Source organism: Luminiphilus sp. nBUS_07, from assembly GCF_051201685.1.
Taxonomy (GTDB): domain Bacteria; phylum Pseudomonadota; class Gammaproteobacteria; order Pseudomonadales; family Halieaceae; genus Luminiphilus.
The window spans coordinates 2,037,473-2,052,017 of the sequence record NZ_CP179213.1 but is presented as its reverse complement, the minus strand read 5'-3'; the positions used below and the strand labels follow the sequence as shown (position 1 = coordinate 2,052,017).

Here is a 14,545-nt window from a genome sequence, read left to right as displayed (position 1 = left end):
GTATGGCTGAACGCTCTTTCTCGGACGAGGTGAAAAAACTGCGAGCTGGTGCAGGGGATATCTTCGAGGGCGAAGGTATCTTGGCTATCACCAAGGCGCTGCTGCAATCTGGGGTGTCCTATGTTGGCGGGTATCAGGGCTCGCCCATCTCACACCTCATGGATGTCCTCAACGACGCTCAGGAGATTTTGAGTGAATTGGGCGTACATTTTGAGGCGAACGGTTCTGAAGCAACAGCGGCTGCAATGCTGTCGGCATCGATTAACTACCCCTTGAGAGGGGCGGTCACTTGGAAGTCTACCGTTGGCACCAATGTGGCCTCAGATGCACTGTCTAACCTTGCCTCGGCGGGTGTTACGGGTGGGGCGCTGGTGATCGTTGGCGAGGACTACGGCGAGGGCTCCAGCATCATGCAGGAGCGTAGCTATGCCTTCGCGATGAAGGCTCAAATGTGGCTAATGGACCCAAGACCCAATCTGACGAGCATTACCGACATGGTGGAGCGGGGCTTTGAGTTGTCAGAAGCCTCTAATACTCCGGTCTTTTACATGATGCGCATTCGCGGCTGTCATGTAACGGGTGAATTTATTGCCAAAGACAACGTGGCGCCAGTTTTTAATAATAAGGCGCCTGTTACACCTCAGCGCGAACCTGAAAAAATCATATTACCGCCCTATGTGTACGAGCAAGAACGGGAAAAAATTGCTCAGCGTTTGCCGGCGGCGATTAAATTTATTCGTGAGCAGGGGCTCAATGAGCACTTCCCGGGGCGTTATGAGTCTCTGGGAATTATTACCTGTGGTGGCTCCTACAATACGGTCATCCGAGCGTTGCAACGGCAGGGTTTGGCCGACGTGTACGGCAAGGCCGAGGTGCCTATTTACTGTATGAACGTCGCGTACCCTTTGGTACCCGATGAGTTGGTCGAATTTTGCATCGGTAAAGAGCAAGTGCTGGTGCTTGAAGAGGGGCAGCCTGAGTACATAGAGCAGGGCATACAAACGATTTTGAGACGCCGTGACATTCAAACGCGAGTGTATGGCAAAGACATTATGCCCATGGCCGGAGAGTACACCGGCCAAGTCATGCTGGAAGGTGTAACTCGATTTTTGTTGGCTGCTAAAGACACGCAGATTCCTCTGGAATTGGACATGGCGTCGGTGCTGGCCTTGCAAACCCCTGTGAGTGACGATGATATTGCCGCACTCATGGAGAATTTGCCCCCTAGGCCTGCGGGGCTCTGTACCGGTTGTCCGGAACGGCCTCTGTTTTCTGCTATTAAGCAGCTGCAGGAGGAAATAGGTCCTTTCCACATATCATCAGACATTGGTTGTCACTCCTTTGCCACCGCAGCTCCATTTAACCTCGGCAACACGATTATGGGTTACGGGTTGTCGCTGGCGAGCTCTTCCGGAATGCGTCATGCATTACCTCACAAGGCCATCAGCATTATGGGCGATGGCGGTTTTTGGCATAACGGATTGACCAGTGGCGTGACCAGCGCGGTGTTCAATGGCCACGATGGGCTGCTCATTATTATTGATAACGGCTATTCGGCGGCAACGGGTGGGCAGGATATTCCCTCGTTAGTAGAGCCGAATTTGATTGCATCGACGATCGACGCCCAGCGTCCCCAGCGTGAACAGTGGCAAAACATTGAGGATGCGTGTCGAGGGGCAGGTGTCGAGTGGCTGCAAACCGTGAGCACCTACAATATAGAGGCGATGAAGCACACCTTGCATGATGCGTTAACAACAGACGCGCCGGGCCTCAAAGTCGTGATCGCAGAGGGTGAATGTATGCTCAACCGTCAGCGGCGGATAAAACCCCTGCTGAAAAAAGCGATCGATACGGGGCAGCGTGTTGATAGAGCACGTTTTTACATCGATGCTGAGACTTGCACCGGTGACCACGGGTGTATCCGTCTATCAGGTTGTCCCTCGCTAACCATTAAAGATAACCCAGACCCTTTACGCGTCGATCCTGTTTCTTATGTAGACAATAGTTGCGTGGGGTGTGGGGTTTGTGGGACTAACGCACACAGCGCTGTATTGTGCCCGTCCTTTTCTCAGATTGATCTTGTTTACAACCCCACGCGCTTTGAACGACTTCGTCATGGGTTGCGTTTGCGTGTTCGCAACTGGTGGCGAGACCGCGATCTTCGCCGAGGGGAGCGGGCAAGGCTGTGAGTGCGCCGTTGAAGACGATAAATATGCTTGTCGCCGCCCTAGGAGGTGAGGGCGGTGGCGTTCTGACCAACTGGCTGATTGAGGTCGCAAAGCGTTCGGGTTGGTATTGTCAGAGCACATCGTTAGCTGGAGTGGCGCAGCGTACTGGCGCGACAATTTATTATTTGGAGTTTATACCCCGCTCAGCAGATCAACCTGAACCGGTCATGAGTTTGTTTCCCGCCCAAGGAGACATTGATATCGCAGTGACCTCTGAGATAGCCGAGGCGGGCAGAATGATCAGTCGCGGCTTTGTATCACCGGAGCGAACCACGCTAATTTCTTCAGACCATCGGGTATACGGCATCACTGAAAAAAGCGATACCACAGACGGTACTGCTGATACGGGTTTTATTCTTGACCTTTCGACACGCTACGCCAATCGCTTCGTGCATTTCGATTTGCTCGAGCTAGTGCAGCGTCATGGCACGGTCATTTCTGCAGGCTTGTTTGGAGCTATCGCCGGAACAGGGGTGTTGCCTTTCCAGCGAGATGTCTTTACTGAAGTCCTTGCAACCGGAAAGGGCGCGGCGGCAAACCGCGCTGCTTTTGACGAAAGTTTTGATCGAGCGCAATCGGGGGGTGTGGCACTTTATGACCCTGTTCCCCCATCGGCGTTTGGTTTGCCTGACGCCACAACACCTTTGGGGGCTAGGCTGTTACCACTGATTGCTGCCTTGCCGCAGGAAGTCCATGAGGTTGTTTATCAAGGGGTAGTCCGTCTGCTGGATTATCAAGATGAAGCTTATGCCCTAGACTTTCTTCAGCGAGTTACGCAAGTGGTGGGTATTGATGGTGGGCAAGACAGCTATGGCCTGACCGAGGAGACAGCTCGGTGGCTGGCGCTGTGGATGGCCTTTGAGGATATTCCAAGAGTAGCGCAGCTTAAGTGCCGGCCTGCTCGAGAGGCGGAAATTCGTGAGGAAGTTCGTGCAGCTGCAGGTCAGTACATTCAGGTCACCGAATTTTTCCATCCGCGGGTTGAAGAAGTTGCCGCGCTACTCCCTAAAGCATGGGGGCAGCGATTGTTGAACTCCGATTTGCTGACAAAAGTCTTGGGCTCCGTGTTGGGCGCTAGAAAATTGCGAACAGACAAGGTGCTGACTCAGTGGGCATTGCGACGGCTCGCAGCACTCAAAGGTGGCCGTCGTAAAACTCTGGGTTTTAGTCAGGAATGGGAAATGATCGACCGCTGGTTCTCTGCTGTGTTGACGGCACCCTCGACAGAGGTTGCAAAAGCTATTGCTGATTGCGGTGGCATGGTCAAGGGGTATGGCGCAACGCGACACCGAACGACCTCGCGGTTACTCGCCATTTTAGATGCGGTAAAAGCGCAGGATGTGGTGACAGCAGATTTTATTCGTCGAGCGCAAAAGGCTGCGATGTTGGGGGAAGATTCGGCTGTTTTTGATGATTTAATTCAGAGTGAGTCATCCTTAATCACACAGGTTGCTCAGTGATCGACCGTCTAACCACCGCCTGGGCACATTACTTTCCCGGTGTCGCTGTAGCCACAGCGGTGGCGCTTGCGGCCTCGTTTATTGCCCAGCGTTACGGTGCCCCTGCCATGCTAATGGGCCTACTACTCGGCATGGCCTTTCATTTTTTAAACGAAACCCCTCGCGTGGGACCAGGCTTAGAGTTGGCAGCGGTGAAGGCCCTGCGGTTAGGTGTGGCATTGCTGGGGTTGCGTCTTACCGTGGCAGATGTAGCCTCGCTAGGGTGGACCCCCGTGTTACTTGTTATATTTGCAGTGCTAGCAACCCTGCTGTTTGGTGTTGTGTTGAGCCGACTCTTGGGTTGTGACCGGCAGTTGGGTGTACTGACGGGGGGCAGCGTGGCGATTTGCGGCGCTTCGGCGGCGATGGCGATTAGCAGCGTGCTGCCAAAAGGGCCAGATACCCAGCGTCAAACGCTTTTTACCATTATTGGAGTAACTAGCTTGAGTACCATTGCCATGGTGCTCTACCCGATTATCGGGGATGTATTGCAGTTGAATGACCAGGAAATGGGAATTTTTATCGGCGCAACAATTCATGATGTTGCGCAAGTAGTCGGAGCTGGCTACAGCGTGTCACCCGCAACAGGCGATTTGGGGACTTTCATCAAGCTCCTTCGAGTGGCAATGTTGGTGCCGGTGGTGTTGATGATAGGGATTGTTTTTCGCACCAAAGTCAGTGCAGCCGTGGATCGGCAAAAAGCGCCTGCCGTTCCTCTGTTTCTCATTGGCTTCATTGTTTTATTCGCGGTGAACAGCTCTGGTTTCATACCTTCAGAGGTTATTCAGCCAGTGGCCAATCTTGCCCCTGTGCTGCTCTTGGTGGCAATTGCCGCTTTGGGAATACGGACCTCCATGCAGGAGGTCATGACCATTGGGATGAAGCCCGTTTTGTTAATTGTCGGTGAAACGTTTTTTATTGCGGCGGTTATTGTGGCTTATCTGCTTTGGATAGCTTAGTAGTCATTGGTCGCTTCGACCAGTCAGTGGTTTCGCTCCGCTAAAATATCAATTTCAAAGGTCATCACCTTATTACCGTATTGGTTAAACGCTTCATTGCGACTGCGAATAATGCCCCAGCGATCGCGAACCACCTTGTCCGACTTGCTGACTATTTCATAGGTGTAGGTCAGGGTATGGCCGGGCCGTACAGGCTCCAGCCAGTCGAGTTCAAGGATAGCAACGCCAGCGCCATTTCTGCGGCCGTCATTGACCCCTTGGGCATAGACCTCCATGTAATCAACCATTTTGCGCATCCACATGGCGCAGAGGTGCCAAGGTGTCGCCACGAGACCGCCCCAGCGTAATTGGCGAGCAGCTTTGGGATCCATAAATTCGGGTGTTGGTGCGTAGCGCTTCGCAAACTCGATCATTTCAAGTTCACTAAAAGTGTGGCTGCCGAACACGTGAAACTCACCCACGGGGATATCTTCGAACCCGCGATTTCGCAAATACAAGGCACTCATAGCGTTTCGTCCTTGGCTACTGCGACTCGGCAGGTCATCTCAGCCACTGCTTGATCTTTGGCATCTTTCAGGACCACAGCAACATCGAGGGAGTCACAGCCAGGCACAGGGCTGCTTGGCAAGGTATCGCCAAATGAGACTTGTGCAATTAATTGATCATCGACGAAGGTAGGGCGCAGCCAACGCATATGGTTGACCTTCGTGGTGGTGATGTACGCAACTCCCTCAGCAGCGAGCGCTTCACCGGTGAGCCGTGATGCCAGCGCACCCACTTGCCAGCCGCTGGCACAAAGCCCACCAAAAATTGAGGCGTCTGCTGCCGCACGGTCAAGGTGGTAGGGCTGAGGATCAAAAAGTCGCGCAAAATCGACAATGCTTTGCTCATCCAGCGTAATGGCGGGGCTTTCTGCAGCTCGAGCGTCCGGCATAATTCATGGGTCCTAATAAAAAGAGAGACAGGGCGCAGGGTCAGCACCGTTGCCAGTGCCGTAATTGTAACCCGAAGTAATCTGGCTTGAGATCCTGTTGAGATTATTCGGTGCAAAACGTGTCGCTGACGCTCCCACGCCCCGAAGAATTAATGTGATTATCTGGCCTACACCTCAATTCCCCCGATGCTTGGCGTCGAATTGTTAGCGAGCCCCATCATGGCGAAATTCATTTTGTATTATCAAAATTCAATATTATTTTTATTGACGGCAATTAGGCGGGATGACCGGCGCTGCCGACTCCATTGTCGTAGCCGAGGAGCTTGAAGATTTCTATTGTCAGTTTCACTCCCGCCTGTTACCTGTATAACCTGAAAAAAGGCGCAGCAGGGCACTCGATGTTGATGAGACCGTGCTTTGCTCGCGCTCATCTTCGTTTTGAGCACTAAATACAACCTTGGGAGTGCGCTTCTATGAAAGCAGTTTTTTATCGTCAACATGGCTCTGCAGAGGTGCTCGAGGTGGGTGAGTTGGCTATACCTGAGCCCGGCCCAGAGCAAGTTCTTGTTCGTGTTGCAGCGGCAGGCGTGAATCCTATTGATCGCAGATTGCGCAGCGGTGAATTGCAGGAATATATTTCTCGCACTTTTCCGGTAGTGCCTGGTTGGGATTTTGCCGGCGAAATTGTCGCTCTGGGGACTGACGTGAACTCAGGTTGGCAGGCGGGTGATCTCGTCATGGGTTTAGCCTTTACCTGGTCTATTCAGCATGGAACTTATGCAGAATATGTTCCCGTCGACGCAGCTTCTATCGCGAAGGTTCCAGAAGGTTTCGATTTGTTTCAGGCCGCGGCATTGCCTTTGGTAAGTCTCACCGCATGGCAATCGATTCATGAATATGGCGGGCTGGCTCAGGGGCAGTCAGCGCTGATACAGGCCGGTGCGGGAGGGGTTGGTAGCGTGGCTATCCCCATGGCGAAGCATTTGGGAGCTCGTGTGTATGCGACTTGCAGCACTGCCAGCATGGGCTACGTCAGTGAGCGGGGTGCCGATGTTGTCATTGACTATACCCAGCAAGATTATGCTCAGGTCCTCTGCGATTTAGAGCCCGAAGGTTTGGATGTGATACTTGAAACACTCTTGGGTGATGGCGTTCCTGAAACGGCCATTGGCTTGGCTAAAGATGGCGGCACTGTCATATTTATGAATAACGAGCCACCGGCGCTATCTGAAATTGAGGCTAGAGGCATTCGCACTCAGTTTTTACATCACAGGCCGGATGGCGCGATGCTGGCTGAGTTAGCAGATCTCTACGGGCGAGGAATTTTGCCCGCGCCACCCGTTGAGGTGCTTCCCCTTGCGGCTGCGGTAGAGGCGCACCAGCGCTCTGAGCATGGGCACACTCGCGGTAAAATTGTGTTGGCGATCGGTGATTAGTGCCGCTGCATTGCAAGGCTTCTGGAAAAACTTTGGGTCGGTTTGACGAGTACAAAAAAACTATCTGAGAGGTTTGGCCGCGGGGCTGTTTCGGTGCATATGCGGCGGCGGTGATGGCACTTCTTATTTGCCACCTCTCAGATGTCCAGCTAAGGTTTGGTCGGTGGTTAACGGCTAGCTAAAGCTACACAAACATGGAGACACTCATGCTAACTCTTCACTTTGCCCCTAATTCCCGTGCGGTGCGGGTCGCTTGGCTTTTTGCTGAGCTGGATTTGCCCTACGAGCTAAATGCGATGCGCTTCCATCCTGAGGACTTGAAGTCGGATGCGCATCGACAGCGGCACCCTCTGGGGCGAATTCCAGTGCTTGAGGACAATGGACAGCAAATTTGGGAGAGCGGTGCGATTGTTGATTACATCCTTGAGTGCCACAAGAACGGGGGGCTCAAGCCGGCTTCTTCGCATCCCAGTTTCGGTAAGTACCTGCAGTGGTTTCATTATTGCGAGGGCATGGTTATGCCGTCCATGAACACCATTGTTGTGCACACTCTGTTATTGCCGCCGGACAGGCGGGATCCGGTCGTACTAGGACAAGCTCAGAAATTATTGTCCCGTGCACTCCTACCGCTGGAAGAGGTGTTGTCGGACAAGGAGTATTTAATCGGAGATTTTTCGGGTGCCGATATTATGCTGGGGCACGCTTGCATCATGAGTCGACGTCTTGGCTGCGTCAGCGATGGGCTTGTGGCGCTGAACGCCTACATCGATCGACTAGAAACCCGGCCCGCGTGGCATGTTGCTGACGCCATCAAGTAATGTTGTTGCAGGCGGTGCGGGTCAAATCTGAATCTGAGGGCTCCTGTGGGTCCCTCAGGGCCCGCTAAACGAATCTAGCCCCCGCGCTTGCGCAAATTGCCTCGTCCCAGCTCATCGACGCGCTGTACGCCCATCAGGCGCATGTCGCGCTCTATCTCAGTTTTGAAGTTACCTAAAGCGCGTTCCACACCCGCCTGACCGGCTGCAGCCAGCGCGTAAAGATAGAGCCGGCCTCCCGAGACTGCCTTGGCACCAACCGATAGCGCTTTGAGAACATGGGTGCCACGTTGGATTCCACCCTCGCAAATCACATCAATCTTGTCGCCAACGGCATCGCAAATTTCTTCAAGCTGATCGAAGGGCGCCCTTGAGCCGTCGAGCTGACGACCACCGTGGTTGGATACCATAATTCCCGTGCATCCTATATCAACGGCACGCTGAGCATCCTCAACGCTCATGATGCCTTTTAACGCAAACTGTCCGTTCCATTGGGAGCAAAGTTTTTCTGCGTCGTCCCAACTCATCGTGGGATCTAGCATAGTGGAAAAATAGTCACCCACAGAGACGGCGACGTTGGTCCCCTCATTGATGTGCCCTGAGAGATGGGGCATGTCAAATTTGTCTCCAGTAAAAAAATTCCAGGCCCAAGCGGGGTGGGTGGCAAAGCTCCACATCGAGGACAAGTTCAGTTTGGGTGGTGAGGTAAACCCAGTGCGAAGGTCCCGTTCTCGGTTACCTCCTGTGATCGTATCTACCGTGAGTGCCATGACATTAAAATTGGCGGCTCTGGCCCGCTCAAGCAAGGCGTTGTTGAGGCCTCGATCCTTGTGAAAATAAAATTGGAAGAGTTTGGGGCCCGGAGCGAGTTCTGCGATTTCTTCTACTGTAACCGTGGCAAGAGACGAAACACCAAACATGGTTCCATATTTGGTTGCCGCCCGGGCGACTGCGCGCTCTCCCTCGTGGTGAAATAGCCGCTGTAAGGCAGTGGGTGCACAATACAGCGGCATGTCTAGCTTCTGCCCCATGACCTCGACAGACATATCAATATCGACAACACCTCGAAGCACATTGGGCACCAGATCGACTTCTTCGTAAGCGGCGGTATTTCTGCGATACGTAAGCTCGTCATCGGCGGCACCGTCAATATAGTGAAAAATAGGTCCTGGTAAGCGCTTCTTGGCCAGCTGACGAAAATCCGAAAAATTATGGCAGTCGTTTAGGTTCATCGCGGCATTACTCAAAAGTCAGTTTAATTTTTAGCCCGTCAATTTTTAGCCCGTTAAAGAGGGGGCACAGGAAATACCTGCAGAGCTTCAGCCTGTATTGTCTGCGTTCAACCGGTACGTTGCTCGGGCTATGTAAGCATACCGCGAATCAGGGGCGAAGCAGATGCCGCGACGGGTTGCTTTTCTTCTTCTGCTTGATGGCCCGTCGATAAAGACCGACGGGAAAAGGTTTTTTCAGGCTTGGCTAAGTTCGTGATTGTTAATGGTTTGACGGGCAATTATTGTCGTCTGAACTTCGCTAGCACCTTCGTAGATTCGCAGGGCACGAATATCGCGATACAGTGATTCAACGATGTAACCTTTTGTGACGCCCTTACCTCCGTGCAGTTGTACCGCGGCATCGATGACCTGCTGGGCAGTCTCTGTTGCGTGATATTTCGCCATGGCGGCTTCCCGAGTGACCCGGTCCGCCGCGCAGTCTTTAGTCCAGGCAGCGCGGTACACCAGCAGCGCGCTGGCATCGACTCCTAGGGCCATTTCACCAATTTTTGCCTGCACAAGCTGCAGATCCCCAAGTTTGCCGCCAAAAATGTCACGCTGGGCGGTGTAATCGAGAGTTTCATCAAGGGCACGACGGGCCATGCCCAGCGCGGCTGCGGCGACCGTTGATCGAAATACGTCAAGAGTAGCCATGGCAATTCCAAAGCCTCTACCTTCTTCTCCAACTAAATTTTGTGCCGGAATACGGCAGTCTGAAAATTGCAGTGTGCCTAGTGGATGAGGAGCGACTAAATCAATGCGCTCTGTGACCTCGAAGCCCGGTGTTCCTGCTTCGACGATAAAACAGCTAATACCTTTGGCGCCGCCGGCGTCACTGGAGCGTGCAAACACGGTGTAAAAATCTGCGATACCCGCATTGGAAATCCACGTTTTGGTGCCGTTTAGCACCCATTCATCGCCCTCGCGCTGCGCGGAGCAGGTCATAGCTGCTACATCCGAGCCAGCATTGGGCTCGGACAGGGAAAAAGCACTGATCTTTTGGCCTTGAGCCACGGCGTTGAGGTAGTTTGACTGCTGTTGCTCGGAGCCGAACAGTGAGATGGGCCCACTTCCCAAGCCTTGCATCGCAAAGGCGAAATCGGCGAGGGCGCTGTGCCGCGCTAGAGTCTCGCGAATGATACAAAGCGTTCGAACATCGAGTTTTTCGTGGTTGCCACCGCCGCTGGCGGGCACCGCGTATCCTGCGAACCCTGCCTCGCCCAAAGCCCGCACCAGTGCAATGCAAGTGCCATCGAGATCTTCATGCTCGTTGGCGGTAAGTTCCGCCATATGTGCCTCAGCCCAGGTGTCCAACGTACTCGCCAGTGTTCTGTGATGCTCTTCAAAGAAAGGCCAACCCAGATAACTTGTCTCGCTCATAATCTTTTCCTCAAGCCGTTCGAATTGGCTTAGTCACCTGCGAAAACTGGCTTTTCCTTGCCAACAAACGCGCGGTAGGCGCGCTTAAAGTCTTCCGTTTGCATGCAAATGGCTTGGGCCTGAGCCTCACATTCAATCGACTGATCGACCGACATATTCCACTGCTGGTGTAACTGTGTTTTGGTAATGCCATTGGCAAAAGTTGGACCTGCCGCAATCCGATGTGCGGCTTTATGGGCGTCAGCATCAGGGGTATCGCTGAGGCCGTTAAAGAAGCCCCAGCGTTCACCTTCCTCGGCGCTCATCGCACGTCCAAAGTAAAGTAACTCGCTGGCACGACCCTGACCAATAATCCGCGGCAGAATTGAGCAAGCCCCCATATCGCATCCGGCTAAACCCACTCGATTGAAGAGAAAAGCGACCTTAGCGGAGGGGCCCGAGTAACGCAGGTCACTTGCCATCGCGATGATGGCACCAGCACCGGCGCAAATACCTTCGATGGCACTAATAATCGGTTGTCTGCAGGCTCGCATGGCCTTGACCAAATCCCCGGTCATTCGGGTGAACGCCATGAGGTCCTTCATATTCATTTCGGTTAGAGGGCCAATAATTTCGTGGACGTCACCGCCGGAACAAAAGTTACCACCTGCACCACGAATCACAATGGCATCCACATCGGTGGCATACACCAGCGATCGAAAGAGGTCGCGTAATTCGGCATATGACTCAAAGGTCAGTGGGTTTTTTCGCTCTGGGCGGTTCAGCGTAATCGTGCCGACGCCGCCATCACACTCCCAAAGAAAGTGTTCGGCTTGATAGTGATTCATGGTGGTTGTTTGCATGCGCTTCCTGTCTCCTATGCGGTGCTGCCGCCGTCAATGGCAATCGCCTGTCCCGTAACGCTGGCGGCGCCCTCTGAACACAGCCAGCTCACTGAGGCCGCCACTTCATCTGCTTCGATGAGTCTCCCCTGAGGGTTGCTCTGAGTAAAGTGTTGTAGTGCTTCGGCTTCACTGCGGCCAGTTTTTGCCATAATTCCTTGAATGGACTCGCGCACAATATCAGTATCGACATAGCCCGGGCAGACCGCATTCACTGTAATGCCTTGCTGGGCCGTTTCAAGTGCCAGTGCGCGCGTTAAGCCAAGTGCCGCGTGCTTGGACGCGCAGTACCCGCTGACGTAGGCAAAGCCTTTCAGGGAGGCCGTGCTGGCGATGGTGACAATGCGACCCCAGCCGGCAGTCTTCATGTTGCCCAAGGCAATTTGGGTGCAGTGAAAGACCCCGTTTAAATTGACGTCCAGAGTCTTTTGCCAGTCTGCGAATTCGATGCGATGAAAGGGGGCCGATGGCGCGACCCCGGCGCAGTTAACCAGTATTTCCACAGGGCCAAAGTTAGCGGTGGCTTCAGAAAAAGCCGCTTCAACACTCTGGCGATTAGTGACATCGCCAGTAATGGCCTTACAGGAGTCCCCCAATGTTTCAGCAAGTGTTGCCAAAGGTTCAAGCCGCCGACCTATTAAGGAGAGGTTATGGCCTTCGTTGAACAACTGTTTTGCTATTGCCGCACCAATGCCGGTTCCGGCTCCTGTAATGAGCGCGTGGCGGCTCACGACGACGTCTCTCGTGCACGTTCAGCCAGTGTATGAGCCTGTCGATAACCCAAGAAATATTGATGGGGTTCTGCCGCGCCTTTCCCTCGATAACCCATTTCTGCTGCTGCATGCAAAGTCCAGTTAGGGTCCGCTAGGTGCGGGCGGGCCAAGCAGACGAGATCGGCTCTGCCTGCCGCGATAATGCTATTCACATGGTCGATCTCGTAAATGTTACCCACTGCGATGGTCGGCACGCGGCCCTCGTTTCGAATGAGGTCTGACAGCGGTGTTTGGAACATACGCCCGGGTTGCGGTTTAGCTTGGTGGCTCGTTTGACCCGTTGACACGTTGACAATGTCGGCACCAGCCGCGATGAAGGCTTTTGCGATTGCCACGGAGTCTTGTTCGGTCACTCCCTCAGCGCCCAACCAGTCATGCGCTGATATGCGAACGGACATGGGTTTTTCGGCTGGCCACGCTTTTCGCATGGCTGCGCAAACTTCAAGCGGGTAGCGCAATCTGTTTTCTAAAGAACCACCGTATTCATCGACACGCCGGTTCAACGCAGGGGTAATAAAGGATGACAACAAATAACCGTGGGCTGCGTGCATTTCGATCATGTCAAAGCCAGCTTTTACGGCGCGAACTACCGCCTCTACATGGAGTTGGCGTACGTAGTCCATGTCTTCGCGAGTCATCGCTTTGGGCACCGGGCTATAGTCGTCAAAGGGTTGATCGCTCGCCGATAGCAACGGCCACTGCTGATCGTTGGGCAACGGCTCATCAAGGATAGCGGGGTCCCACTTCCAAGGTTCCAGTGTGGCGCCCTTGGGACCGGCGTGACCGATTTGGATTGCCATTTTTGCCTGAGTATTTTCGTGCACGAAGCGGGTAATACGAGCCCATGCTTCAGTTTGTTCGTCGTTCCAGATCCCCGTACACCCCGGGGTGATTCGCGCATCAGCGCTAATGTTGGTCATTTCGGTATAGACCAGTGCCGCGCCGCCTTTAGCGAGGCTGCCGTAATGGACGAGATGCCAATCATCAGGGAGTCCGTCGGTGGCGCTATACATACACATGGGTGATACACAGACTCGGTTATTGAGCTTCATATCCTTCAGTTGAAAGGGGAGGAACATCGGTGGCGTTGGGCCTTTTGACCCGTCCACACCAAAAGTCGTGGTCAGGTGTTGCTCCATACTCTCGAGCCACTCGGCATCACGAAGTCGAAGGTTTTCATGACTCACTCGCTGGCTGCGGGTCAGCATTGAGTAGTTAAATTGTTTGAGGTCGAAAGCCTCGATATAGCGCGGGACATTTTCGAACCAGATCATGGCGTTTCTTGCGCTGTTTTGAAGCCTTAAAACATCGATTTTCCGTTCTTCTTGGTAGGCTTTCAGTGCGGTGGGAACTGTGGTGTCCACGTTCAGATGCTTGGCCAGTGAGATTGCGTCTTCGAGGCCTAATTTGGTGCCGGATCCAATTGAAAAGTGCGCGGTGTGAGCGGCGTCACCTATAAGTACCACGCGGTCGTCCTTAATCCAGTTGTCGCAGTAAACGGCAGGAAAATTGATCCAGGCAGATCCGCGGACATGGCCGGAGTTAGTCATTAAGGTGTGGCCATCGAGATATTGCTCAAAGATTTTTCGGCAAGTCTCCGCACTTTCCTCATGGCTCATGTGCTCAAACCCCAGAGCGTCGTAAACGTCTGGTGTGGTTTCAACAATAAACGTTGAGGTGTTGTCATCGAATTGATAAGCGTGGGCCCAAATCCAGCCGTGGTCAGTCTTCTCGAAAATGAAAGTAAAAGCATCTCGGAAAGTTTGATGCGTTCCCAGCCACACAAATTTGTTAGGGCGAGTCTCTATAGTGCTTTCAAAAACATCGAGGTTGCTGTTGCGAATTTTTGAGTTGAGACCGTCACTGGCAACAATTAAATCAGCATCGCCAAACTTGCCGTCAATATCGTCAAGGCTAAATTCCTGCTCAAACTTGAGTGTTACGCCAAGTTCGCGTGCTCGTGCATGGAGGAGTTGGAGAAACCGTTTACGTCCGAGTCCAATAAACCCATGGCCGCCCGATCGCTCGACTTTGCCTTCGACATGACAGTCGATTAGATCCCAGTGGATGAATTCATCGACAATCGTTTTGGCGCTGACAGGGTCATTCGCCGTGATGTTGTCGACAGTTTGATCTGAAAATACAATCCCCCAGCCAAATGTGTCATCAGGTTTGTTCCGCTCATAGATCTCAATGTCATGCTCGGGATTGCGAAGCTTCATGCTGATGCCGAAGTACAGCCCCGCGGGGCCTCCACCTACACATACCACCTTCATATCAACTCCTTCTCAGCTCTTTGAGCGCTGATACTTTAAATCTAAAATGTTGGACTAGTATAGACAAAACGTTTTATATTTAAAATGTTATTA

General features: G+C 53.1%; 12 protein-coding genes. 5 read left to right on the top strand and 7 right to left on the bottom strand.

Annotated elements, in window-relative coordinates; translation table 11 throughout:
- The first annotated feature begins 2 nt into the window (after positions 1 to 2).
- From ACMAZB_RS09135 to ACMAZB_RS09125, 3 genes are read left to right on the top strand one after another with little or no spacing between them, the layout of a single operon-like run.
- A complete protein-coding gene (locus ACMAZB_RS09135; RefSeq protein ID WP_435216650.1) occupies positions 3 to 2,189 on the top strand; it encodes a thiamine pyrophosphate-dependent enzyme in 2,187 nt (728 codons plus the stop codon).
- Positions 2,186 to 3,688 (top strand): indolepyruvate oxidoreductase subunit beta family protein, encoded by a 1,503-nt coding sequence (locus ACMAZB_RS09130; protein WP_435216648.1) that lies wholly within the window; start codon positions 2,186 to 2,188, stop codon positions 3,686 to 3,688. The genes ACMAZB_RS09135 and ACMAZB_RS09130 overlap by 4 nt, the downstream gene beginning before the upstream one ends.
- Positions 3,685 to 4,686 (top strand): YeiH family protein, encoded by a 1,002-nt coding sequence (locus ACMAZB_RS09125; RefSeq protein WP_435216647.1) that lies wholly within the window; start codon positions 3,685 to 3,687, stop codon positions 4,684 to 4,686. The genes ACMAZB_RS09130 and ACMAZB_RS09125 overlap by 4 nt, the downstream gene beginning before the upstream one ends.
- A 23-nt stretch (positions 4,687 to 4,709) precedes the next feature.
- Here the strand turns inward: ACMAZB_RS09125 and ACMAZB_RS09120 are convergent, their stop codons facing one another.
- Both ACMAZB_RS09120 and ACMAZB_RS09115 read right to left on the bottom strand, forming a co-directional pair.
- On the bottom strand, positions 4,710 to 5,192 hold the full coding sequence (locus ACMAZB_RS09120) for an FAS1-like dehydratase domain-containing protein (protein ID WP_435216646.1): 483 nt from the start codon (positions 5,190 to 5,192) through the stop codon (positions 4,710 to 4,712).
- Positions 5,189 to 5,620 (bottom strand): MaoC/PaaZ C-terminal domain-containing protein, encoded by a 432-nt coding sequence (locus ACMAZB_RS09115; protein WP_435211175.1) that lies wholly within the window; start codon positions 5,618 to 5,620, stop codon positions 5,189 to 5,191. The genes ACMAZB_RS09120 and ACMAZB_RS09115 overlap by 4 nt, the downstream gene beginning before the upstream one ends.
- Positions 5,621 to 6,093: 473 nt before the next feature.
- Between ACMAZB_RS09115 and ACMAZB_RS09110 the strand changes: the two genes are divergently transcribed.
- Positions 6,094 to 7,056 (top strand): NADP-dependent oxidoreductase, encoded by a 963-nt coding sequence (locus ACMAZB_RS09110; RefSeq protein ID WP_435216644.1) that lies wholly within the window; start codon positions 6,094 to 6,096, stop codon positions 7,054 to 7,056.
- A gap of 206 nt (positions 7,057 to 7,262) precedes the next feature.
- On the top strand, positions 7,263 to 7,874 hold the full coding sequence (locus tag ACMAZB_RS09105) for a glutathione S-transferase family protein (protein WP_435216643.1): 612 nt from the start codon (positions 7,263 to 7,265) through the stop codon (positions 7,872 to 7,874).
- 74 nt (positions 7,875 to 7,948) lie between these two features.
- On the opposite strand, the gene ACMAZB_RS09100 is transcribed toward ACMAZB_RS09105, so the two are convergent.
- The 5 genes from ACMAZB_RS09100 to ACMAZB_RS09080 all read right to left on the bottom strand — a co-directional run bounded on the left by ACMAZB_RS09100 (position 7,949) and on the right by ACMAZB_RS09080 (position 14,452).
- Positions 7,949 to 9,103 (bottom strand): alpha-hydroxy acid oxidase, encoded by a 1,155-nt coding sequence (locus tag ACMAZB_RS09100; RefSeq protein WP_435216641.1) that lies wholly within the window; start codon positions 9,101 to 9,103, stop codon positions 7,949 to 7,951.
- Between the two features lie 234 nt (positions 9,104 to 9,337).
- Positions 9,338 to 10,522 carry an acyl-CoA dehydrogenase family protein gene (locus tag ACMAZB_RS09095; protein WP_435216640.1) on the bottom strand — a complete coding sequence of 395 codons (1,185 nt, stop codon included), beginning with the start codon at positions 10,520 to 10,522 and terminating at the stop codon, positions 9,338 to 9,340.
- 29 nt (positions 10,523 to 10,551) lie between these two features.
- A complete protein-coding gene (locus tag ACMAZB_RS09090) occupies positions 10,552 to 11,364 on the bottom strand; it encodes an enoyl-CoA hydratase family protein (protein ID WP_435216639.1) in 813 nt (270 codons plus the stop codon).
- A 14-nt stretch (positions 11,365 to 11,378) separates the two neighbouring features.
- The gene (locus ACMAZB_RS09085; protein ID WP_435216638.1) at positions 11,379 to 12,134 is read right to left on the bottom strand and encodes an SDR family NAD(P)-dependent oxidoreductase; all 756 of its coding nucleotides are present in this window, start codon (positions 12,132 to 12,134) and stop codon (positions 11,379 to 11,381) included.
- Entirely contained in the window at positions 12,131 to 14,452 is a 2,322-nt protein-coding gene (locus ACMAZB_RS09080) for a bifunctional salicylyl-CoA 5-hydroxylase/oxidoreductase (RefSeq protein WP_435216636.1), read from the bottom strand. Before ACMAZB_RS09080 ends, ACMAZB_RS09085 begins: the two co-directional genes overlap by 4 nt.
- Positions 14,453 to 14,545: the final 93 nt, after the last annotated feature.

Coding starts and splice junctions, on each gene's coding strand:
- ACMAZB_RS09135 (WP_435216650.1), top strand. CDS start 3: ATGGCTGAACGCTCTTTCTCGGACGAGGTGAAAAAACTGCGAGCTGGT.
- ACMAZB_RS09080 (WP_435216636.1), bottom strand. CDS start 14,452: ATGAAGGTGGTATGTGTAGGTGGAGGCCCCGCGGGGCTGTACTTCGGC.
- ACMAZB_RS09110 (WP_435216644.1), top strand. CDS start 6,094: ATGAAAGCAGTTTTTTATCGTCAACATGGCTCTGCAGAGGTGCTCGAG.
- ACMAZB_RS09115 (WP_435211175.1), bottom strand. CDS start 5,620: ATGCCGGACGCTCGAGCTGCAGAAAGCCCCGCCATTACGCTGGATGAG.
- ACMAZB_RS09105 (WP_435216643.1), top strand. CDS start 7,263: ATGCTAACTCTTCACTTTGCCCCTAATTCCCGTGCGGTGCGGGTCGCT.
- ACMAZB_RS09090 (WP_435216639.1), bottom strand. CDS start 11,364: ATGCAAACAACCACCATGAATCACTATCAAGCCGAACACTTTCTTTGG.
- ACMAZB_RS09120 (WP_435216646.1), bottom strand. CDS start 5,192: ATGAGTGCCTTGTATTTGCGAAATCGCGGGTTCGAAGATATCCCCGTG.
- ACMAZB_RS09095 (WP_435216640.1), bottom strand. CDS start 10,522: ATGAGCGAGACAAGTTATCTGGGTTGGCCTTTCTTTGAAGAGCATCAC.
- ACMAZB_RS09100 (WP_435216641.1), bottom strand. CDS start 9,103: ATGAACCTAAACGACTGCCATAATTTTTCGGATTTTCGTCAGCTGGCC.